General features: G+C 67.4%; 20 protein-coding genes. 16 read left to right on the forward strand and 4 right to left on the reverse strand.

Translation table 11 applies throughout. The annotated features are described in order from the left end of the window. The first annotated feature begins 483 nt into the window (after window positions 1–483). Window positions 484–696 carry a 30S ribosomal protein S21 gene (rpsU, locus tag DIE06_RS19725; protein WP_006401410.1) on the forward strand — a complete coding sequence of 71 codons (213 nt, stop codon included), beginning with the start codon at window positions 484–486 and terminating at the stop codon, window positions 694–696. Window positions 697–980: 284 nt separating this feature from the next. On the opposite strand, the gene DIE06_RS19730 is transcribed toward rpsU, so the two are convergent. Next, entirely contained in the window at window positions 981–1,586 is a 606-nt protein-coding gene (locus tag DIE06_RS19730; RefSeq protein ID WP_124662793.1) for a DNA-3-methyladenine glycosylase I, read from the reverse strand. A 141-nt stretch (window positions 1,587–1,727) separates the two neighbouring features. On the opposite strand from DIE06_RS19730, the gene DIE06_RS19735 reads away from it, so the two are divergent. Both DIE06_RS19735 and DIE06_RS19740 read left to right on the forward strand, forming a co-directional pair. After that, a complete protein-coding gene (locus DIE06_RS19735) occupies window positions 1,728–2,609 on the forward strand; it encodes a BadF/BadG/BcrA/BcrD ATPase family protein (protein WP_124662794.1) in 882 nt (293 codons plus the stop codon). Between the two features lie 181 nt (window positions 2,610–2,790). Then, window positions 2,791–3,624 carry a Cof-type HAD-IIB family hydrolase gene (locus DIE06_RS19740; protein ID WP_124662795.1) on the forward strand — a complete coding sequence of 278 codons (834 nt, stop codon included), beginning with the start codon at window positions 2,791–2,793 and terminating at the stop codon, window positions 3,622–3,624. A gap of 117 nt (window positions 3,625–3,741) precedes the next feature. Here DIE06_RS19740 and aqpZ read toward each other — a convergent pair whose 3' ends face one another. Continuing rightward, window positions 3,742–4,482, reverse strand: coding sequence for an aquaporin Z (aqpZ, locus tag DIE06_RS19745; RefSeq protein ID WP_124662796.1), 741 nt, complete (start codon window positions 4,480–4,482; stop codon window positions 3,742–3,744). A 296-nt stretch (window positions 4,483–4,778) separates the two neighbouring features. Here aqpZ and DIE06_RS19750 point away from each other — a divergent pair, with 296 nt between their 5' ends. Next, the gene (locus DIE06_RS19750; protein ID WP_006489320.1) at window positions 4,779–5,075 is read left to right on the forward strand and encodes an H-NS histone family protein; all 297 of its coding nucleotides are present in this window, start codon (window positions 4,779–4,781) and stop codon (window positions 5,073–5,075) included. A 97-nt stretch (window positions 5,076–5,172) separates the two neighbouring features. Here DIE06_RS19750 and DIE06_RS19755 read toward each other — a convergent pair whose 3' ends face one another. Both DIE06_RS19755 and DIE06_RS19765 read right to left on the reverse strand, forming a co-directional pair. Further along, window positions 5,173–6,237, reverse strand: a complete 1,065-nt coding sequence (locus DIE06_RS19755) for a glycosyltransferase family 4 protein (RefSeq protein WP_124662797.1) — start codon at window positions 6,235–6,237, stop codon at window positions 5,173–5,175. 203 nt (window positions 6,238–6,440) lie between these two features. Then, window positions 6,441–6,863, reverse strand: a complete 423-nt coding sequence (locus DIE06_RS19765; protein ID WP_124662798.1) for a hypothetical protein — start codon at window positions 6,861–6,863, stop codon at window positions 6,441–6,443. 38 nt (window positions 6,864–6,901) lie between these two features. On the opposite strand from DIE06_RS19765, the gene flhD reads away from it, so the two are divergent. The 12 genes from flhD to cheY all read left to right on the forward strand — a co-directional run bounded on the left by flhD (window position 6,902) and on the right by cheY (window position 18,550). After that, window positions 6,902–7,222 carry a flagellar transcriptional regulator FlhD gene (gene flhD / locus DIE06_RS19770; protein WP_260433658.1) on the forward strand — a complete coding sequence of 107 codons (321 nt, stop codon included), beginning with the start codon at window positions 6,902–6,904 and terminating at the stop codon, window positions 7,220–7,222. Window positions 7,223–7,320: 98 nt separating this feature from the next. Next, the gene (gene flhC / locus DIE06_RS19775; protein ID WP_124662799.1) at window positions 7,321–7,875 is read left to right on the forward strand and encodes a flagellar transcriptional regulator FlhC; all 555 of its coding nucleotides are present in this window, start codon (window positions 7,321–7,323) and stop codon (window positions 7,873–7,875) included. 183 nt (window positions 7,876–8,058) lie between these two features. Continuing rightward, the gene (gene motA / locus DIE06_RS19780) at window positions 8,059–8,919 is read left to right on the forward strand and encodes a flagellar motor stator protein MotA (RefSeq protein WP_124486860.1); all 861 of its coding nucleotides are present in this window, start codon (window positions 8,059–8,061) and stop codon (window positions 8,917–8,919) included. Window positions 8,920–8,932: 13 nt separating this feature from the next. Next, window positions 8,933–9,952 carry a flagellar motor protein MotB gene (gene motB, locus DIE06_RS19785; RefSeq protein WP_124662800.1) on the forward strand — a complete coding sequence of 340 codons (1,020 nt, stop codon included), beginning with the start codon at window positions 8,933–8,935 and terminating at the stop codon, window positions 9,950–9,952. Window positions 9,953–10,059: 107 nt separating this feature from the next. After that, on the forward strand, window positions 10,060–10,437 hold the full coding sequence (locus tag DIE06_RS19790) for a response regulator (protein WP_124662801.1): 378 nt from the start codon (window positions 10,060–10,062) through the stop codon (window positions 10,435–10,437). Between the two features lie 34 nt (window positions 10,438–10,471). Further along, entirely contained in the window at window positions 10,472–12,712 is a 2,241-nt protein-coding gene (cheA, locus tag DIE06_RS19795) for a chemotaxis protein CheA (RefSeq protein ID WP_124662802.1), read from the forward strand. 51 nt (window positions 12,713–12,763) lie between these two features. After that, window positions 12,764–13,279 (forward strand): chemotaxis protein CheW, encoded by a 516-nt coding sequence (cheW, locus tag DIE06_RS19800; RefSeq protein WP_124662803.1) that lies wholly within the window; start codon window positions 12,764–12,766, stop codon window positions 13,277–13,279. A gap of 37 nt (window positions 13,280–13,316) precedes the next feature. Continuing rightward, window positions 13,317–15,266, forward strand: a complete 1,950-nt coding sequence (locus DIE06_RS19805; RefSeq protein ID WP_124662804.1) for a methyl-accepting chemotaxis protein — start codon at window positions 13,317–13,319, stop codon at window positions 15,264–15,266. Window positions 15,267–15,269: 3 nt separating this feature from the next. Beyond that, the gene (locus tag DIE06_RS19810) at window positions 15,270–16,256 is read left to right on the forward strand and encodes a CheR family methyltransferase (protein ID WP_124662805.1); all 987 of its coding nucleotides are present in this window, start codon (window positions 15,270–15,272) and stop codon (window positions 16,254–16,256) included. Beyond that, complete coding sequence (gene cheD / locus DIE06_RS19815; protein ID WP_124662806.1) at window positions 16,253–16,999, forward strand: chemoreceptor glutamine deamidase CheD; 747 nt, start codon at window positions 16,253–16,255, stop codon at window positions 16,997–16,999. The genes DIE06_RS19810 and cheD overlap by 4 nt, the downstream gene beginning before the upstream one ends. Further along, window positions 16,996–18,087 (forward strand): chemotaxis response regulator protein-glutamate methylesterase, encoded by a 1,092-nt coding sequence (locus DIE06_RS19820; protein ID WP_124615146.1) that lies wholly within the window; start codon window positions 16,996–16,998, stop codon window positions 18,085–18,087. The genes cheD and DIE06_RS19820 overlap by 4 nt, the downstream gene beginning before the upstream one ends. Window positions 18,088–18,154: 67 nt before the next feature. Next, window positions 18,155–18,550, forward strand: a complete 396-nt coding sequence (cheY, locus tag DIE06_RS19825) for a chemotaxis response regulator CheY (RefSeq protein WP_006754880.1) — start codon at window positions 18,155–18,157, stop codon at window positions 18,548–18,550. The last annotated feature ends 1 nt before the right edge of the window (window position 18,551 follow it).

The following is an 18,551-nucleotide window of genomic DNA, read 5'->3' on the forward strand; positions in this document are numbered from 1 at the left end:
CAGTGCTGGCCACCTCAGAACCAGACTTCGGTGGTTCGAAACCAAATCGGAAGGGGGCGCCGAAGATTTGGCCCGATTTTATAATGGGGAAGCACGAGCGTTGCGGTGCGTTTGGGTGCAGTCCGGCGCGCATTTAAAGGGCCCGAACGGCTCACAGCAAGACCGGACGGGCGTTCGAGCGCCTGCAATGCGCGATTGCGACGGAAAAGTGGCAAACCGGTAGGCGAAGCTATGTTTTCCTGATATCATGGCGGGCTGAATTGAGATTTTCTGTCACGCCTATGCCGTCTCGGCATTCTTGCTGGCAGTCAAACGCGGCGCTGCACGCGACTTGTGAAGCGTACTCGCGGTGCTTTGTGCCTCTCTTTTCCGGCCTCCGAGGCCGTATTTCCGCTCGTTTCGCCTGTTGTGGGGACGCCCGGATGGCCGGTGCGTGGCGCTTGGCCGCTACGTTTTTGACCGTTTAAGCAATTTAGGAACGACATGACGACGATTCTTCTGAAAGAAAACGAGCCGTTCGAAGTGGCGATTCGCCGCTTTCGCCGTGCTATCGAAAAAAATGGCCTGATCGCTGAACTGCGCGAACGCCAGTCCTACGAAAAGCCGACCGCAGTCCGCAAGCGCAAGAAGGCAGCAGCCGTCAAGCGCCTGCACAAGCGCCTGCGCAGCCAGATGCTGCCGAAGAAGCTCCACTAAGAGCGTCTACGGTTCGCCGCGAAACGGCGGAGTGTGCTTCGAAAGAAGCCGCTCCGCCGTTTTGCTTTTCGGGGCCGGAAAGAAGGTTGCGGATCGCGGCAGAAAGGTCGCCGATCGGTTGTCAGACGGCAGCGGCGTGGCGTGGCGGCTCCGTCGGCGGCAAACGGATTCGGCCGCCGGTGTCTTCACACGGGAATCGCTCTCCGCGCTCGAGCTTGCCGTGCGCGGGTCGCCCGGCGGCGCGCCGATGTAGCAATCCAGCCGGGCGGGCTTCGTCGCCGTCATCAGCCCGCTTTGCGGCGCCGTGCCGGCTGCTCCTTGCCGCCGAGCGCCGCGCATTTGGCGTGACACGGACAGCCGGCCTCGTGGTCGTTGACCATCCCGGTTGCCTGCATCAGCGCGTAGCAGATCGTCGAGCCGACGAACTTGCAGCCGTATTCCTTCAGCGCCTTGCTGAGCGCATCCGACTGGGCGGTCGACGCGGGCGCGTCGCGATACGACTGCCATGCGTTCTGGACCGGCGTGTGGTCGACGAACGACCACAGGAATTGCGCGAGCGACCCGTGGTCGTCGCGAATGCGCTGCACGGCCCGTGCATTGGTGACCGCGGATTCCACCTTCGCGCGATTGCGCACGATGCCGGGGTTCTCCAGCAGTTTCTCGATGCGCTTCGGCGTGAAGCGCGCGACCGCGTCGACATCGAAGTCGGCGAACGCGTCGCGATAACCGGCGCGCTTGTTCAGGATCGTCGACCACGACAGCCCCGCCTGCGCGCCTTCCAGAATCAGCATTTCGAACAGATGGCGATCGTCATGCGACGGCACGCCCCACTCGGTATCGTGATAGTGAGCATCCGCTTCCGTCTTTACCCAGTTGCACCGCTGCGACATCGTCAGCCCCGTTCCAGTGTCGATTCGATCGTGCCAGCATAGCCGAAGGCCCATTCACGGCATAGCTGGCCGAACGGCAGATGGGCGCGCGGCGCCGATCCGGTTAAGCTTGGCGCCTGTTCGAATCAGCAGGATCAACGCATGACGGCATTCCTTTTTGCGATCGGCATCGACGGCGGCGGCACCGGCACCCGCGCGGTACTCGCCGACCGGCACGGGCGCGAGCTCGCGCAGGGGCGCGGCGGCCCGTCGGGGCTCGGCCTCGGCATCGAGAGCGCGTGGGCATCGATCGGCGCGGCCTGTGCCGACGCATTCACGCGGGCGGGGCTCGCGTTCGACTGGTCGCAGTGCGCGCTCGGCTGCGGGCTCGCGGGCGTCAACAATGGTGCGTGGCTTGCCGCGTTCCGCGCGCAGGCGCCGCTCGACGCGCTCGCGATCGAGAGCGACGCCTATACGACCGTCGTCGGTGCGCACGGCGGCGCGCCGGGGCTCATCGTCGCGCTCGGCACGGGCAGCATCGCGGCGGCGCTCGACGCGGCGGGCGACTGCCGCATCGCGGGCGGCTTCGGCTTTCCGTCCGGCGACGAGGCGAGCGGCGCGTGGCTCGGCATGCGCGCGCTTGCGTACGCGCAGCAGGCGCTCGACGGCCGCGTGCCGCGCGACGCGTTTGCCGGCGCGCTGCTCGCGGAAACGGGCGCGCACGATCGCGACGCGCTCGTCCAGTGGTCGTGCGATGCGAACCAGACGATCTACGCGCGCCTCGCGCCGATCGTGTTCGCGCACCGCGACCATCCTCATGCGGCGGCGCTGATCGCGCAGGCCGGCGACGAGATCGGCAAGATGATCGACGCGCTCGATCCGCAGCAGGCGCTGCCGGTCGCGCTGTGCGGCGGGCTGGCCGACGCGCTGGCACCGGCCGTGCCGGCACGCCATGCGGCGCGGCTGCGCGCGCCGCTCGACGATTCCGCGCACGGCGCGTTGCGGCTCGCGCTGCAGGCGTTGAGGGCAGCTGAAGCGGGGTGAGAGGTTCAAATGGGCGGCATGCGGTGAGCGTGCCGAGCGGTCTGACCCGATCGAACCCGCAACGCGCCGCAGGCCGAACGGCCTGAAACCCGCCCCCATTCCCCAACCACCCGGCGCGCTGCCGAGCACGACGTTAAAATGGCGGTTCCGCAGCGTCCTGCGCTGCCATTCACCCGTCCCCATGTACAAAGTCATCGCCACCGATCTCGACGGCACCCTGCTGAACAGCGAGCACCAGCTCGATCCGTACACGATCGAGACCGTCCGTCGGCTTGACCGCGACGGCCTGCAGTTCGTGATCGCGACGGGGCGCCACTACGCGGACGTCGCGGGCATCCGCGACGTGCTGGGTATCCGGCCGTACCTGATCACGTCGAATGGCGCACGCGTGCATGCACCGGACGACACGGCGATCCATGCGCAGGACATCGATCCCGCGATCGTCCGCGGCCTCGTGCAGCCGGGCGTGACCGGTGCGCACCGGCGCGTGATCGTCAACCTGTTCACCGACCGCGGCTGGCTGATCGACCGCGAAGCGCCGCACCTGCTCGAATTCCACCAGGATTCGGGCTTCCGGTACGACGTGATCGACATGGCCGCGCACGACGGCGCCGATATCGCGAAGGTGCTGTACATCGGCGAGCCGGCCGATCTGGCGGTGGTCGCGGAGCAGATGCGCGTGCAGTTCGGCGATGCGCTGTACGTCACGTACTCGCTGCCCGACTGTCTCGAAGTGATGACCGCGAACGTGTCGAAGGGCCGCGCGCTGCGTGCGGTGCTCGCGAGGCTCGGCGTCGACGCCGGCCACTGCATCGCGTTCGGCGACAACATGAACGACATCGACCTGCTCGAAACGGCCGGTCACGCGTTCATGATGAACAACGCGAACCCCGACCTGATCGCGCACCTGCCGCACATCCCGCGGATCGGCAACAACTTCGACGCGGGCGTTGCCCGCCACCTGCGCACGCTGTTCGCGCTCGAGGACACCCTCGACGGCGTCGCCGCTTCCTGAGCGGAAACCGAGCGGCCATGAAAAACGGGCGCCAGCGGCGCCCGTTCAAATTACCTGCCTCGATGTTGTTCGACAGCGTGAGGCTCGCTGCTCTGCTCGCGTGACCCCGTAGCGTTTTTATTCAATAGTGCGAGCGGATGCGGGCAGCAGGCCGACGGCATCGTCGCGCCCCGCGATCAGCGGGTAGATGATCCCTGCGATTGCCGCACCGATGATCGGCGCGATCCAGAACAGCCACAGCTGGCCGATCGCCTCGCCGCCCACGAACAGCGCGGGGCCGGTCGAGCGGGCCGGGTTCACCGACGTGTTGGTGACCGGGATCGAGATCAGGTGGATCAACGTCAGGCACAGGCCGATCGCGATCGGCGCGAAGCCGGCCGGCGCGCGCTTGTCGGTGGCGCCGAGAATCACGAACAGGAAGAAGCCCGTCATCACGACTTCGCAGATGAACGCAGCGCCGAGCGAGTAGAGGCCGGGCGAGCGTTCGCCGAAGCCGTTCGTCGCGAAGCCGCTGCCGACGACGTCGAAGCCCGGCTTGCCGGTCGCGATCAGGTACAGCACGAACGCGCCGAGCGTCGCGCCGACCACCTGCGCGACAATGTACGGCGCGAGATCGCGTGCCGGGAAGCGGCCGGCGACCGTCAGGCCCACGCTCACGGCCGGATTCAAATGGCAACCCGAAATATGGCCGATCGCGAATGCCATCGTCAGCACGGTCAGGCCGAATGCGAGTGCGACACCGGCAAAGCCGATGCCGAGGCCCGGAAAGGCGGCGGCCAGCACGGCGCTTCCGCACCCGCCGAGCACCAGCCAGAACGTGCCGAATGCCTCTGCAGCCAGACGCTGAGAAAGATTCATGTAAGGACCTCGTAGTGGATTGAAGACGATCGGACGACCGGCTGATTTATTCCGTCGTCCCGAATTGGTCTGGATTATAGGAAACGAAACGGGTTCGGGAGGGTCAACGATTGTTAAATTTGAATGGCTGGCGAATGGCTTTTATTAGAATAAGTCCGCATTCTCGATATAGCCGAATCGGTTAAAGATGGCAGCATTAATTTCGAAGAGCAGGGCGGCAGTGCGGATGGCGTAACGGGTGTTGGCGTTCCGGCCGGACTCGCCGGCGCCGCATCATGGAAAAAGGGAGTCGAAAAATGTCTCAATACGCGAAGCTCAAGGCGCAGATCGCCGATCTGCAGGCCCAGGCGGATGACGTGCGCCGCCAGGAAGTGGCGGCAGTGATCGCCGACGTCCAGCGAATGATTGCCGAGTATGGTCTGACGGCCCAGGACCTGGGCTTCGCGGAGCGAGCGCGGCGCGGCCGCCCGCCGAAAAAGGCGCCGCTGCCCCCGAAATATCGCGACCCGAAGTCGGGCGCAACCTGGAGCGGGCGCGGCAAGCCGCCGAATTGGATCGTCGGGAAAAACCGCGATCGTTTCCTGATCGAATGAGCGCGCAAAAAGAAAGAGCCGCATCGACTGCGGCTCTTTGGTTTTCACGCCGATTTCGGCGCGAATTTTACGGAATATTTCCTGACGAATTTCGGCGTCAGGCGCCCGCGACGCGACGCAAGGTCGGCTGCTTTGCCGCCGTGCAAAGCGATTCGTAAGTTTCGACATAACGCCGCGCCATCGCTTTCGAGCTGAAACGCGTATCGAAGCGTGCGCGGATCGCGTCGCGCGACAGGCTGTCGATCCGGTGCAGCGCACCGACCGCACCCTGCACGTCCTCGACGATGAAGCCGGTCACACCGTCCTCGATCACTTCCGGCACCGAGCCGCGGTTGAACGCGACGACTGGCGTGCCGCAGGCCATCGCCTCGATCATCACCAGGCCGAACGGCTCCGGCCAGTCGATCGGGAACAGCAGCGCCTTCGCGCCGGACAGGAACGCCGGCTTCTGCGCCTCGTTGATCTCGCCGATGAATTCGACATGCGCCTCGCCGAGCAGCGGCTCGATCACTTCCTTGAAGTAGTCGGCGTCGGCCTTGTCGACCTTCGCGGCGATCTTCAGCGGCAGCCCGCTTTGCGCGGCGATCCGGATCGCGGTGTCGACCCGCTTTTCGGGACAGATCCGGCCGAGGAACGCAAGGTATTCGGGCTTCACGTCCGGTTGCGGCGTGAGCAGTGTGTCGGGCAGCCCGTGATACACGGTGCCGGCCCAGGCGGCCTGCGGCAGCGGCTTGCGCTGGTTGTTCGAGATCGACACGACCGGTGCGTCCGGAAAGGCGTCGAACACCGGCTGCAGCTCCGGCAGGTCGAGACGGCCGTGCAGTGTCGTCACGTACGGCGTGTCGAGGCGCGACATCAGCGGGAACGGCAGGTAGTCGAGGTGGAAGTGCAGCACGTCGAATTCGTGCGCGACTCGGGCGACCTGCTCGATCAGGCGCATATGGGGCGCCATCGAGTCGCGGATCGACGGGTCGAGCCGCAGGGCGCGCGGCCATGCCGCCTCGAGACGGGCGGACGTGACGGAGTCGCCGCTCGCGAACAGCGTCACGTCGTGGCCAAGCTCGACGAGCGCCTCGGTGAGGTACGACACGACACGCTCGGTGCCGCCATAGAGTTTCGGCGGGACGGCTTCGTAAAGCGGCGCGATCTGGGCAATACGCATGGGCGTTCTCCGGTGTCGACCAGCGGGGAGCGCTCGCATGCGCATGCTGGTCCGATGCAGGGTTGCGGAACTCGCCGACGCACGCTGTCTGCGGTACGTGGCCGGGTCCGTGGCGGAGTGCGCGGGACGCCGGGAGGCAAGCTGCGGGGCGGGCCGGCGCGGCTCCCGCCGCTGCCCATTGGAGTCCATTATCGATATCGCCTTCAGGGGTTCGAGTGTTTTTTCAAACACTTAAGGCTTGTTACACCATGAAATACGCGAAAACCCCGATAAAAAGGGTGCGGAAACATAAACGAGATAGCCACAACTATTGTTGCGCTATCATGAAAAACCACTATAATTTTTACCGATTCACTTTCCGGCAGCCTTGCCGGATGGCCTTCAGCCGGATTCGTCCCATGCGCGATCGCGTCGCCGACGAATTCGCGCCACATTCGCCCCGCCGTTTGTTCCCTTTCAATTCGCCTTGTCGGAAAAATTCCTACACGGTTTACAGACAAATCCTGCATGGCATACGCCACTTCGCTGATACCGGCATAAATGCCGTTTGGCCAAAATTCGCCCTGTAAGACTATAAACGTGCCGACGGTGGGCCGAGTGCCGCCTGATCGAGCAAACGTTTTCATAATGAAAGGCCAAAGCAAAGCTCTTTAACGGGGGAATCATGAGCGCCACCAGCGAAATGCTCAGTGAGATCAAAGAGGTGAACCTGTCGTATCTCCTCCTCGCGCAGCGCCTGCTGCGGGAAGACAAGGCGATGGGCATGTTCCGCATGGGAGTTTCCCAGGAACTGGCCGACGTGCTCGCGAACCTCACGCTCGCCCAGACCGTGAAGCTCGCCGCGTCGAACCAGATGCTGTGCCGTTTCCGCTTCGACGATCACGCGTTGCTGTCGTCGCTCGCCGACAAGGGTCGCAGCGACGTCGTCACGCACGCACACTCGGCCATCCTGATGGCCGGCCAGCCGGCCGAAAGCGTCCGCTGATCCTTCCCCGCCTTGCGTTCGTCCCGGCGCGCCGCGCCGGCTGGCGGCGTATTGGCCACGCATCCATCCGAACCACGTCAAGCGGACGGTTATTCACCATGGCAAGCAAAAGCGTCGTGATCGAGGTGAAGGAAATCACCCTCGCCATCGAACTGATCGAACTGGGTGCCCGGCTGCAGCTGCTGGAGGCGGAGACGAGCCTGTCGCGCGACCGCCTGATCAAGCTGTACAAGGAACTGAAGGGCGCGTCGCCGCCGAAGGGGATGCTGCCGTTCTCGACCGACTGGTTCATGACGTGGCAGCCGAACATCCACTCGTCGCTGTTCTACAACATCTACCGGTTCATGCAGGACCATGGCCGCTGCGAGCCGATCCAGTCGATCGTGAAGGCGTACCGGCTCTATCTGGAGCACGTGACCCTGTCCGGCGACGAGGCCGCGCTGAGTCTCACGCGCGCGTGGACGCTGGTGCGCTTCTTCGACTCGGGGATGCTGCAGATGACCCCGTGCACGCGCTGCGGCGGCTATTTCGTCGCGCATGCGCATGATCCGCATCAAGGTTTCGTGTGCGGCCTGTGCCAGCCGCCGTCGCGCGCGGGCAAGACCCGCAAGGCGGCCGCCGCACGCGCCGAGCTGGCGGCCGCCGCGGCCTGAACGCCGGGCCGGGCAGGGCCGGGCGGGAGCCGGACGGCGGCTGCCGCGCGCCGCGCGAATCGGCCGGAGCCTGCTGGTAAACACCGCCGCGCCGCCGCGGCGCGACCGCGAAAGTTTTCCTGCCGACTGCCGTAAACCTGATTAACGGCGGTCTCCCCGCCGGTCATTCGTGAGGGACAGGCAGTGCTGATTATCGTGGGAACACTCGTGACGCTGTTGTCCGTCTTCGGCGGTTACGCGCTGGCAGGCGGGCATCTGGGCGCATTGGTCCAGCCGCTTGAGATCCTGATGATCGCCGGCGCGGGTGTCGGCGCGTTCATCCTCGGCAACGGCATGAAGACCATCAAGGCGACGCTGCGCGTGCTGCCGACGCTCTTCAAGGGCTCGAAGTACACCAAGGACGTCTATATGGAGCTGATGGCGCTCCTGTACGTGCTGCTCGCGAAGGCACGCAAGGAAGGCACGCTGACGCTCGAGGCCGACATCGACGATCCGGACAAGAGCCCGATCTTCACGCAATACCCGAAGATCCTCGCCGATCGCCACATCGTCGAATTCCTGACCGACTACCTGCGCCTGATGGTGGGCGGCAACATGAACGCGTTCGAGATCGAGAGCCTGATGGACGAGGAGATCGAGACGCACCACGCGGAAGGCGAGGGCCCCGCGCACGCGCTGATGCGCGTGGGCGACGCGATGCCGGCGTTCGGGATCGTCGCGGCCGTGATGGGCGTCGTGCACACGATGGCGTCGGCCGACAAGCCGCCCGCGGTGCTCGGCGCGATGATCGCGCAGGCGCTGGTCGGCACGTTCCTCGGGATCCTGCTGTCGTACGGGCTGATCGGGCCGCTCGCGAGCCTTGCGGAACAGCGCGTCGCCGAGTCGACCAAGATGTTCCAGTGCATCAAGGTGACGATCCTCGCGAGCCTGAACGGCTATGCGCCGGCGATCGCGGTCGAGTTCGGCCGCAAGGTGCTGTTCTCGACCGAGCGTCCGTCGTTCACGGAGCTCGAAGAGCACGTGCGCCGCGTGAAGGCGAAGTGACGCGGAGCGTTCGATGAGCAAGAGCAAGGATCGCGCGATCGTCGTGAAACGGGTGGCCCCGCAGAAGAAGGGCCACCACGGCGGCGCATGGAAGCTCGCCTACGCGGACTTCATGACCGCGATGATGGCGTTCTTCCTGCTGATGTGGCTGCTGAGCTCGGTCACGCCGGTGCAGCTGAAGGGGATCGCCGAGTACTTCAACACGCCGCTGAAGGCCGCGCTGTTCGGCAGCGGCGATCGCAGCTCGCAGGACTCGAGCATCATCAACGGCGGCGGCCGCGACCTGTCGAGCGTCGACGCCGGCACGCTGCGCCGCACCGACGGCACGACGTCGCTCGCCGATCGCGTCGCGAAAGCGGGTGACGAGCATTCGCGGTCGCAGGCGCAGGGCGCGCAGGACCGGCTCGAGCAGACGCGCCTGCACGACCTGCAGATCAAGCTGATGGCCGCGATCGAGGCGAATCCGACGCTGCGCCAGTTCAAGCAGCAGATCCGCATCGATTCGACGCTGATGGGGCTGCGCATCGAGATCGTCGATACGCAGAAGCGGCCGATGTTCGCGATGTCGAGCGATCACGTCGAGCCGTACATGCGCGACATCCTGCGCGAGATCGGCAAGACGCTGAACGACGTGCCGAACCGGATCATCGTCCAGGGCCACACCGACGCGGTGCCGTACGCGGGCGGCGAGGGCGGCTACAGCAACTGGGAACTGTCGGCCGACCGCGCGAACGCGTCGCGCCGCGAGCTGATCGCGGGCGGCATGGACGAGGCGAAGGTGCTGCGCGTGCTCGGCCTCGCGTCGACGCAGAACCTGAACAAGGCCGATCCGCTCGATCCGGAAAACCGCCGGATCAGCGTGATCGTGCTGAACCGCAAATCCGAAGACGCGCTGATGCGCGACGACGCGACGACCACGACGCTGTCGGCCGACGCGGCGGGCTCGAAGCTGCTGGCCCAGCAGCTCGGCGGCCCGGCGCCGGCCGCGCGACCAGCGCTCGCGAGCGCCGTCGCCGTGGCGCCGAAACCCTGACGTTTCCCAGATTCCGAGACACGCATGCAACAACCCCCACGCTCACTTTGTTCGCCGCCCCCCGAGGGGGCGGTCAGCCGCCTTGGGGCGGCCCTGCGGAGGCTGACATGATCCGAACCATTCTCGCCATCGACGACTCCGCGACCATGCGCGCGCTGCTGCAGGCGACGCTTGCGCAGGCCGGCTACGACGTGACGGTGGCGCCGGACGGCGAAGCCGGCTTCGACATGGCGGCCACGGTGCCGTACGACCTGGTGCTGACCGACCAGAACATGCCGCGCAAGAGCGGGCTCGAGGTGATCGCCGCGCTGCGCAGGCTGACCGCGTACGCGGACACGCCGATCCTCGTGCTGACGACCGAAGGCAGCGATGCCTTCAAGGACGCCGCGCGCGACGCGGGCGCGACCGGCTGGATCGAAAAGCCGATCGACCCGGCCGTGCTGGTCGACCTGGTCGGGACGCTGTCCGAGCAGACCGCCTCCTGACATGAATGCGACGAATCCAAACCGGTGACCGGGCATGACTCTCGACATCACGCAGTTCTACCAGACCTTTTTCGACGAAGCGGACGAGTTGCTCGCGCAGATGGAGCAGCTGTTGCTGAACCTCGACGTCGGCTCGCCCGACCCCGAGGATCTGGCCGCGATCTTCCGCGCCGCGCATTCGATCAAGGGCGGCGCGGCGACCTTCGGCTTTTCCGCGCTGACCGAGACGACCCACATCCTCGAGTCGCTGCTCGACCGCGCGCGCAACCATGAGCTGACGCTGACCAAGGAAATGGTCGACGCGTTCCTCGAGACCAAGGACGTGCTGTCCGACCAGCTGGTCGACTACCGCGCGAGCGCGGAACCGGATGCGGCGGCTGCCGCGACGATCTGCGCGAAACTCGAGCGCCTGAAGGCCGAGAGCGGCGCGGGCGCGCCCGCGGCCGCGGACGTCGCGCCTGCTGCGCCGGTCGTGGAGACGGCACCGGCGCCGGCACCGGCCGCCGCCGGCGGCGACCGCGCACCCGATCACGTGGTCGAACAGGCCGTCGCGGCCGCGCATCCGGCAGCCGATGCGGCCGACGCCGGCATGGACGGCCCGCACCTGAAAATCACGCTCGTCGGCGTCGACCCGAAGGACCAGGCGCTGCTCACCGAGGAACTCGGCAATCTCGGCCGGATCGCCGGCCGCGAGGAAGCGGGCGCCGACCTGACGCTGTGGCTCGAATCGGACGTGTCGTCCGACGACATCGTCGCCGTGTGCTGCTTCGTGATCGACGACAGCCAGATCCGCATCGCGCGCGGCACCGCGCCGGCGGCACCGGCGGCGCCTGCCGCCGCGCCGGCCGCCGTCGAGCCGGCCGCCGCGCCGGAACCGGCCGCGCGGGTCGAGGTATTCGCGCAAGCCGCCGGTGCCGCACCGGCCGCCGCCGCGCCGCAGCCTCAGCCGCAACCGAGCGCCGCCGCGCAACCGGCGCCGCAACCGCACGCCGAATCCGCCGCGCAACCGGCCCAGGCTGCCGCACACCACGACGACAAGCGTCCGCGCCCGGCCGCCGCCGCATCGGGCGCCGAAGGCAGCTCGATCCGCGTCGGCGTCGAGAAGGTCGACCAGCTGATCAACCTGGTCGGCGAGCTCGTGATCACGCAGGCGATGCTCGCGGAAACCGCGAGCGCGTTCGATCCGGCGCTGCACGACCGCCTGTTCAACGGGATGGCGCAGCTGGAGCGCAACGCGCGCGACCTGCAGGAAGCGGTGATGTCGATCCGCATGATGCCGATGGACTACGTGTTCAGCCGTTTCCCGCGGCTCGTGCGCGACCTCGCCGGCAAGCTCGGCAAGCAGGTCGAGCTCGTCACGTTCGGCCAGGCGACCGAACTCGACAAGAGCCTGATCGAGCGGATCATCGACCCGCTCACGCACCTCGTGCGCAACAGCCTCGACCACGGGATCGAGACGGTCGACAAGCGCGTCGCCGCCGGCAAGGACGGGGTCGGCCAGCTCGTACTGTCGGCCGCGCATCACGGCGGCAACATCGTGATCGAGGTCAGCGACGACGGCGCGGGCCTGAACCGCGAGCGGATCCTCGCGAAGGCCGCGAAGCAAGGCATGTCGGTGTCCGACAACATCAGCGACGAGGAAGTGTGGAACCTGATCTTCGCGCCGGGCTTCTCGACCGCCGAGACGGTGACCGACGTGTCGGGCCGCGGCGTCGGGATGGACGTCGTGAAGCGCAACATCCAGTCGATGGGCGGCCACGTCGAGATCACGTCGCAGGCCGGCCGCGGCACGACCACGCGGATCGTGCTGCCGCTCACGCTCGCGATCCTCGACGGGATGTCGGTGAAGGTCGGCAGCGAGATCTTCATCCTGCCGCTGAACTTCGTGATGGAGTCGCTGCAGCCGTCGACCGACGACATCTACACGGTCGGCAACGGCGAGCGCGTGGTGCGCGTGCGCGGTGAATACCTGCCGCTCGTCGCGCTGCACGAAGTGTTCTCGGTCGAGGACGCGCGCACCGACCCGACCCAGGGGATCGTCACGATCATGGAAACCGAGGGGCGCCGCTTCGCGATGCTGATCGACGAGCTGGTCGGCCAGCAGCAGGTGGTCGTGAAGAACCTCGAAACGAACTACCGCAAGGTGCATGGCATCTCGGCGGCGACCATCCTCGGCGACGGCAGCGTCGCGCTGATCGTCGACGTCGCGGCGCTGAACCGCGAAACCCGTGCGACGCACGGCGCCCGAGCCGGCGCCGAGCTCGCGATGTTCTGATGTCACTCGCCATTCAACCGATTGGGGGCAAACGTGTCTGCTGAAGTCCAAATGATCAATCCGGCCGCGGCGAACGCGGCAACGAGCCGCCGCGATGCGGAACAAGGCGACGCGACGGGCCAGGAGTTCCTCGTCTTCACGCTCGGCGACGAGGAATACGGGATCGACATCCTGAAGGTGCAGGAAATCCGCGGCTACGACAGCGTCACGCGCATCGCGAACGCGCCGGAGTTCATCAAGGGCGTGATCAACCTGCGCGGGATCATCGTGCCGATCGTCGACATGCGGATCAAGTTCCATCTCGGCCGCGTCGAGTACGACCACCAGACCGTCGTGATCATCCTGAACGTGTCGAACCGCGTGGTCGGGATGGTGGTCGACGGCGTGTCGGACGTGCTGACGCTGCAGACGGACCAGATCATGCCGGCGCCGGAATTCGGCGCGACGCTGACGACCGAGTACCTCACGGGCCTCGGCACGGTCGACGGCCGGATGCTGATCCTGATGGACATCGAGAAGCTGATGTCGAGCCGGGAAATGGCGCTGATCGAGACGCTCGGCGCATAAGCGCGCCGCGCGCGCAGGAACTTCGGGAGAATCTGCAATGTTGCATAACTGGTCGATCCGCACGACGCTCACGGCGGTCGGACTCATCCTCGTGTGCCTGGCCGCCGCGGTCGGCGGGCTCGGCCTCTACGCGCTCGATCACGCGAGCCGCTCGCTCGACGAGATCGCGCACGTCGACCTGCCGGCGATCCACGCGCTCGACGACACGTCCGCGTATCTGCTGCGCTCGCGCGTGGCGCTCGACCGCTTCCGCACGCTGACGGAAGCCGGCAACACGGCCGATGCCGCCAAGGTGCTGGACCGCGCGCAGGAGCTGTACGCGAAGTCGAACCAGAACTGGCAGGCGTTCCAGGCGGCCGCCAAGCGCGGCGTCGAGCCGTCGCTCGTTGACGAGCTCGGCGCGCGCTACACGGCGATCATCAAGGACGGCGTCGAGCCGGAATTCGCGGCGGCGCGCGCGGGCGACATGGCCGCGTATCACGCGATCGCCGACACGAAGATCAGCCCGATGTTCGTCGCGTACGACCAGACCGCGGCAACGGTGGTCGCGTCGCTGCAGAAGCGCGCGGAAGACCAGCAGACCGCGACGCAGTCGCAGATCTCGCTGATGATCGGCTTGATCGCGGCCGGCATCGCGATCGCGTTCGTCGTCGTGATCGCGATCCGCTTCGCGCTGCGCGGGCTGATCGTGAAGCCGCTCGAAGACGCGATCGCGCACTTCGAGCGCATCGCCGGCGGTGATCTCACGCAGCCGGTGAACGTGTTCAGCACCAACGAGATCGGCCGCCTGTTCGGCGGCATCAAGCGGATGCAGGATGCCGTGACGACGATGGTGCAGGCCGTGCATCGCGGCACCGAGTCGATCGACGTCGGCGCGCGCGAGATCTCGACCGGCAACACCGACCTGTCGCAGCGCACCGAGGAGCAGGCGGCGTCGCTGCAGGAAACCGCATCGAGCATGGAGCAGCTGACCGGCACCGTGCGGCAGAACGCCGAGAACGCGCGGCAGGCGAGCCAGCTCGCGGTGAACGCGTCCGACATCGCGACGCAGGGCGGCGACGTGGTCGGCCAGGTCGTGTCGACGATGCAGGACATCGCGACGAGTTCGGGCAAGGTCGTCGACATCATCGGCACGATCGAAGGCATCGCGTTCCAGACCAACATCCTCGCGCTGAACGCGGCGGTCGAAGCCGCGCGGGCGGGCGAGCAGGGCCGCGGCTTCGCGGTGGTCGCGGGCGAAGTGCGCTCGCTGGCGCAGCGCAGCGCGAGTGCCGCGAAGGAAATCAAGCAGCTGATCGGCGATTCGGCCGAGAAGGTCGAAAGCGGGTCGGCGCTGGTCGCGCGGGCCGGCTCGACGATGGACGAGATCGTGCAGGCCGTGCGCCGCGTGACCGATATCATGGGTGAGATCAGCGCCGCGTCGGACGAGCAGTCGACCGGCATCGAGCAGGTCAATCGCGCGGTCGGCCAGATGGATTCGGTCACCCAGCAGAACGCGGCGCTCGTCGAGCAGGCTGCCGCGGCGGCCGCGTCGCTCGAGGAGCAGACGCGCCAGATGAAGGCGGTCGTGTCGGTGTGGCGCGTCGCGGGCGGCATCGTGCTCGCGCCGGCGCGCGGCGCGGCACGCCCGGCCGCGCACGCACCGGCGCCGGCGTTGCCGTCGCAGCGCCGTCACGAAGCCGCGCCGGCCGCACTGCCGGCACCGCAGGCTGCCGCGCAACCGGCACGTCGCACGGCACCGGCGCCTGCACCGCATGCCGCGGCACCGGCCGCGAGCCATGAAGCGAAGCGCGCGACGGATGCCGCTGCACGCGCGCCGAAGGAAGCGCCCGCTGCCGGCGGCTACGGCCCGCGTCTCGCGAAGGCGGCCGGCGCTCCGGCGCCCAAGCCTGCGGAGAAGGCCGCGCTGGTGCGCCCCGCGCTGAACGGCGAGAAGCCGGCGCCGGCGGCCGCCGGCACGTCCGACGACGACTGGGAGACCTTCTAAGCCATGCCGTCCGCGCGCGCACCGTTTCGACCCGATGCACCGGATGCCTCGCCCCGCGCGGGCGAGCCGGGGCGCGACTTCGCGTTCACCAGCGCGGATTTCGCACGCATCCGCGCGCTGATTCATCGACGCGCGGGCATCTCGCTGTCCGAGCACAAGCGCGACATGGCGTACAGCCGGCTGGCGCGCCGGCTGCGCGCACGCGGCCTCGACACGTTCCGCGACTACCTCGACCTGCTCGAGCAGGAGGACGATCCGCTCGAGTGGGAAGCGTTCACCAATGCGCTGACGACGAACCTGACCGCGTTCTTCCGCGAGTCGCACCACTTCCCGATCCTGGCCGACTTCGTGAAGGCGCGGCCGGCACCGGTATCGGTGTGGTGCTCGGCGGCGTCGACCGGCGAGGAGCCGTACTCGATCGCGATCACGCTGATCGAGGCGCTCGGCGAATCGGCCGCGCGCGGCGCATCGATCCTCGCGACCGATCTCGACACGCAGGTGCTCGCGAAGGCCGAGGCCGGCATCTATACGCTCGACCAGGTCAAGCACCTGAGCCCGGAGCGGCTCAAGCGTTTCTTCCTGAAGGGCACCGGCGCGCAGGCCGGCCGCGTGAAGGTGCGCCCGGAGCTGCGCGCGATGATCCGCTTCGAGCAGCTGAACCTGACCGACGCCGACTACGGGATCGCGAAGCCGTTCGACGCGATCTTCTGCCGCAACGTGATGATCTATTTCGACAAGCCGACGCAGGGGCAGGTGCTGTCGCGCTTCGAGCCGCTCGTGAAGCCGGGCGGGCTGCTGTTCGCCGGGCATTCGGAGAATTTCACCTATGTCTCGCAGGCGTTCCGGCTGCGCGGGCAGACGGTGTACGAACTGACGCGCGATGCCGCGCCGGGCCTGCGCGCGCGCGGCGCGGCGCCGGCCGCGGCGGTGCCGCCGCGCGCCCATGCGCGTGCCGCGGGCGCCGCACCCGCTTACGGAGAACGCGGATGAGCGCGCTGCCAATCGCCACCAATCGCTACTTCGACAACCACTTCGAACGCCCCGGCGTGAAGCTGCTGCCGAACGAGTTCTACACGACGTCCGAGGACATGGTGCTGATGACCGTGCTCGGCTCGTGCGTCGCCGCGTGCCTGCACGACCCGTTCGCGGGCATCGGCGGAATGAATCACTTCATGCTGCCCGACGACGGCGCCGACGCCGGCGCGGCCGCATCGGAGTCGATGCGCTACGGCGCGTACGCAATGGAAGTGCTGATCAACGAACTGATCAAGGCCGGCGGGCGCCGCGAGCGCATCGAGGCGAAGGTATTCGGCGGCGCGGCCGTGTTGGCGGGGATGACGACCATCAACATCGGCGACCGCAACGCGGATTTCGTGCGCCGCTATCTCGCGCTCGAACGCATCCGCATCACCGCGGAGGATCTGCGGGGCGTGCATCCGCGCAAGGTCGCGTTCATGCCGCGCACCGGCCGCGCGATGGTGAAGAAGCTGCGGCTGCAGGTGCCGGGCGTGACCGAGCGCGAAGCCGCGCTGGCGCGCGAGGCAGACCGCGTGCGCGCCGCCCGGACGCGCGCGCACGTCGAGCTGTTCGCGGCGAAGCGGCCGGCCGCGCCGCCGCCGGCACGCCCGCGCATCGAGCTGTTCGGCGCACGCGGCGGCGCAGGCGCGCAGGCGACGAACGCGAGCGCCGGCAGCCCGTATGCGGCCAATCTTTCGAGAAAGCAGGAGGCATGACCGCAGTGCAGAAGATCAAAGTGTTGTGCGTCGACGACTCGGCGCTGATCCGCAGCCTGATGACGGAGATCATCAACAGCCAGCCCGACATGACGGTGTGCGCGACCGCGCCCGATCCGCTCGTCGCGCGCGAGCTCATCAAGCAGCACAACCCGGACGTCCTGACGCTGGACGTCGAAATGCCGCGCATGGACGGGCTCGACTTCCTCGAGAAGCTGATGCGCCTGCGGCCGATGCCGGTCGTGATGGTGTCGTCGCTGACCGAGCGCGGCTCCGAGATCACGCTGCGCGCGCTCGAACTCGGCGCGGTGGATTTCGTCACGAAGCCGCGCGTCGGGATCCGCGACGGCATGCTCGACTACGCGGAAAAGCTCGCGGACAAGATCCGCGCGGCGTCGCGCGCCCGCGTGCGCCAGGCGCCGCAGCCGCAGGCCGCCGCGCGCACCGCAAGCGGCCAGCCGGCCGCGCCGATGGTCAACAATCCGCTCGTCAGTACCGAGAAGCTGATCATCATCGGCGCATCGACGGGCGGTACCGAGGCGATCCGCGAGGTGCTGACGCCGCTGCCGCCGGATGCGCCGGCGGTGCTGATCGCGCAGCACATGCCGCCGGGCTTCACGAAGTCCTTCGCGCAGCGGCTGAACGGCCTGTGCCGGATCGCGGTGAAGGAAGCCGAGCACGGCGAGCGCGTGCTGCCGGGCCATGCGTACATCGCGCCGGGTCATGCGCACCTGCTGCTCGCGCGCAGCGGCGCGAACTACATCGCGCAGCTGTCCGACGAGCCGCCGGTGAACCGTCACCGGCCGTCGGTCGACGTGCTGTTCCGCTCGGCGGCGCAGCACGCGGGCAAGAACGCGATCGGCGTGATCCTCACGGGGATGGGTCGCGACGGTGCGGCCGGCCTGCTGGACATGAAGCGCGCGGGTGCGCACACGTTCGCGCAGGACGAGGCGAGCTGCATCGTGTTCGGGATGCCGCGCGAGGCAATCGCGCTCGGCGGCGCGGACGAGATCGCGCCGCTTGCCGAGATGAGCCGGCGCGTGATGGCGCGACTGGCGACGATGGGCGACCGCGTGCAACGCGTCTGAATCAAATGTCACGGGGCACGTGCGAAACGGCGGGCCCCGACGGTAACGAATCTGCAAAGGAACGACGATGGACAAGAGCATGAAAATCCTGGTGGTGGACGATTTCCCGACGATGCGCCGGATCGTCCGCAACCTGCTCAAGGAACTGGGCTACACGAACGTCGATGAAGCCGAGGACGGCGCGGCCGGCCTCGCGCGGTTGCGCGGCGGCGGCTTCGACTTCGTGATCTCCGACTGGAACATGCCGAACCTCGACGGCCTCGCGATGCTGAAGGAAATCCGCGCGGACGCGACGCTCACGCACCTGCCGGTGCTGATGGTCACGGCCGAGTCGAAGAAGGAGAACATCATCGCGGCCGCGCAGGCGGGCGCGAGCGGCTACGTCGTGAAACCGTTCACGGCCGCGACGCTCGACGAGAAGCTGAACAAGATCATCGACAAGATGGCGAAGGCCGGGAGCTGAC

This window comes from Burkholderia sp. Bp8998 (genome assembly GCF_003854235.1).
GTDB lineage: Bacteria > Pseudomonadota > Gammaproteobacteria > Burkholderiales > Burkholderiaceae > Burkholderia.

Excerpts from the sequence above, each read along its gene's own strand:
- cheY (WP_006754880.1), top strand. The coding sequence starts at position 18,155 with ATGGACAAGAGCATGAAAATCCTGGTGGTGGACGATTTCCCGACGATG.
- DIE06_RS19790 (WP_124662801.1), top strand. The coding sequence starts at position 10,060 with ATGATCCGAACCATTCTCGCCATCGACGACTCCGCGACCATGCGCGCG.
- DIE06_RS19730 (WP_124662793.1), bottom strand. The coding sequence starts at position 1,586 with ATGTCGCAGCGGTGCAACTGGGTAAAGACGGAAGCGGATGCTCACTAT.
- aqpZ (WP_124662796.1), bottom strand. The coding sequence starts at position 4,482 with ATGAATCTTTCTCAGCGTCTGGCTGCAGAGGCATTCGGCACGTTCTGG.
- DIE06_RS19740 (WP_124662795.1), top strand. The coding sequence starts at position 2,791 with ATGTACAAAGTCATCGCCACCGATCTCGACGGCACCCTGCTGAACAGC.
- cheW (WP_124662803.1), top strand. The coding sequence starts at position 12,764 with ATGATCAATCCGGCCGCGGCGAACGCGGCAACGAGCCGCCGCGATGCG.
- cheA (WP_124662802.1), top strand. The coding sequence starts at position 10,472 with ATGACTCTCGACATCACGCAGTTCTACCAGACCTTTTTCGACGAAGCG.
- DIE06_RS19735 (WP_124662794.1), top strand. The coding sequence starts at position 1,728 with ATGACGGCATTCCTTTTTGCGATCGGCATCGACGGCGGCGGCACCGGC.
- DIE06_RS19820 (WP_124615146.1), top strand. The coding sequence starts at position 16,996 with ATGACCGCAGTGCAGAAGATCAAAGTGTTGTGCGTCGACGACTCGGCG.
- flhC (WP_124662799.1), top strand. The coding sequence starts at position 7,321 with ATGGCAAGCAAAAGCGTCGTGATCGAGGTGAAGGAAATCACCCTCGCC.
- DIE06_RS19755 (WP_124662797.1), bottom strand. The coding sequence starts at position 6,237 with ATGCGTATTGCCCAGATCGCGCCGCTTTACGAAGCCGTCCCGCCGAAA.
- DIE06_RS19765 (WP_124662798.1), bottom strand. The coding sequence starts at position 6,863 with ATGAAAACGTTTGCTCGATCAGGCGGCACTCGGCCCACCGTCGGCACG.
- cheD (WP_124662806.1), top strand. The coding sequence starts at position 16,253 with ATGAGCGCGCTGCCAATCGCCACCAATCGCTACTTCGACAACCACTTC.
- DIE06_RS19750 (WP_006489320.1), top strand. The coding sequence starts at position 4,779 with ATGTCTCAATACGCGAAGCTCAAGGCGCAGATCGCCGATCTGCAGGCC.
- flhD (WP_260433658.1), top strand. The coding sequence starts at position 6,902 with ATGAGCGCCACCAGCGAAATGCTCAGTGAGATCAAAGAGGTGAACCTG.
- motB (WP_124662800.1), top strand. The coding sequence starts at position 8,933 with ATGAGCAAGAGCAAGGATCGCGCGATCGTCGTGAAACGGGTGGCCCCG.
- DIE06_RS19805 (WP_124662804.1), top strand. The coding sequence starts at position 13,317 with ATGTTGCATAACTGGTCGATCCGCACGACGCTCACGGCGGTCGGACTC.
- DIE06_RS19810 (WP_124662805.1), top strand. The coding sequence starts at position 15,270 with ATGCCGTCCGCGCGCGCACCGTTTCGACCCGATGCACCGGATGCCTCG.
- rpsU (WP_006401410.1), top strand. The coding sequence starts at position 484 with ATGACGACGATTCTTCTGAAAGAAAACGAGCCGTTCGAAGTGGCGATT.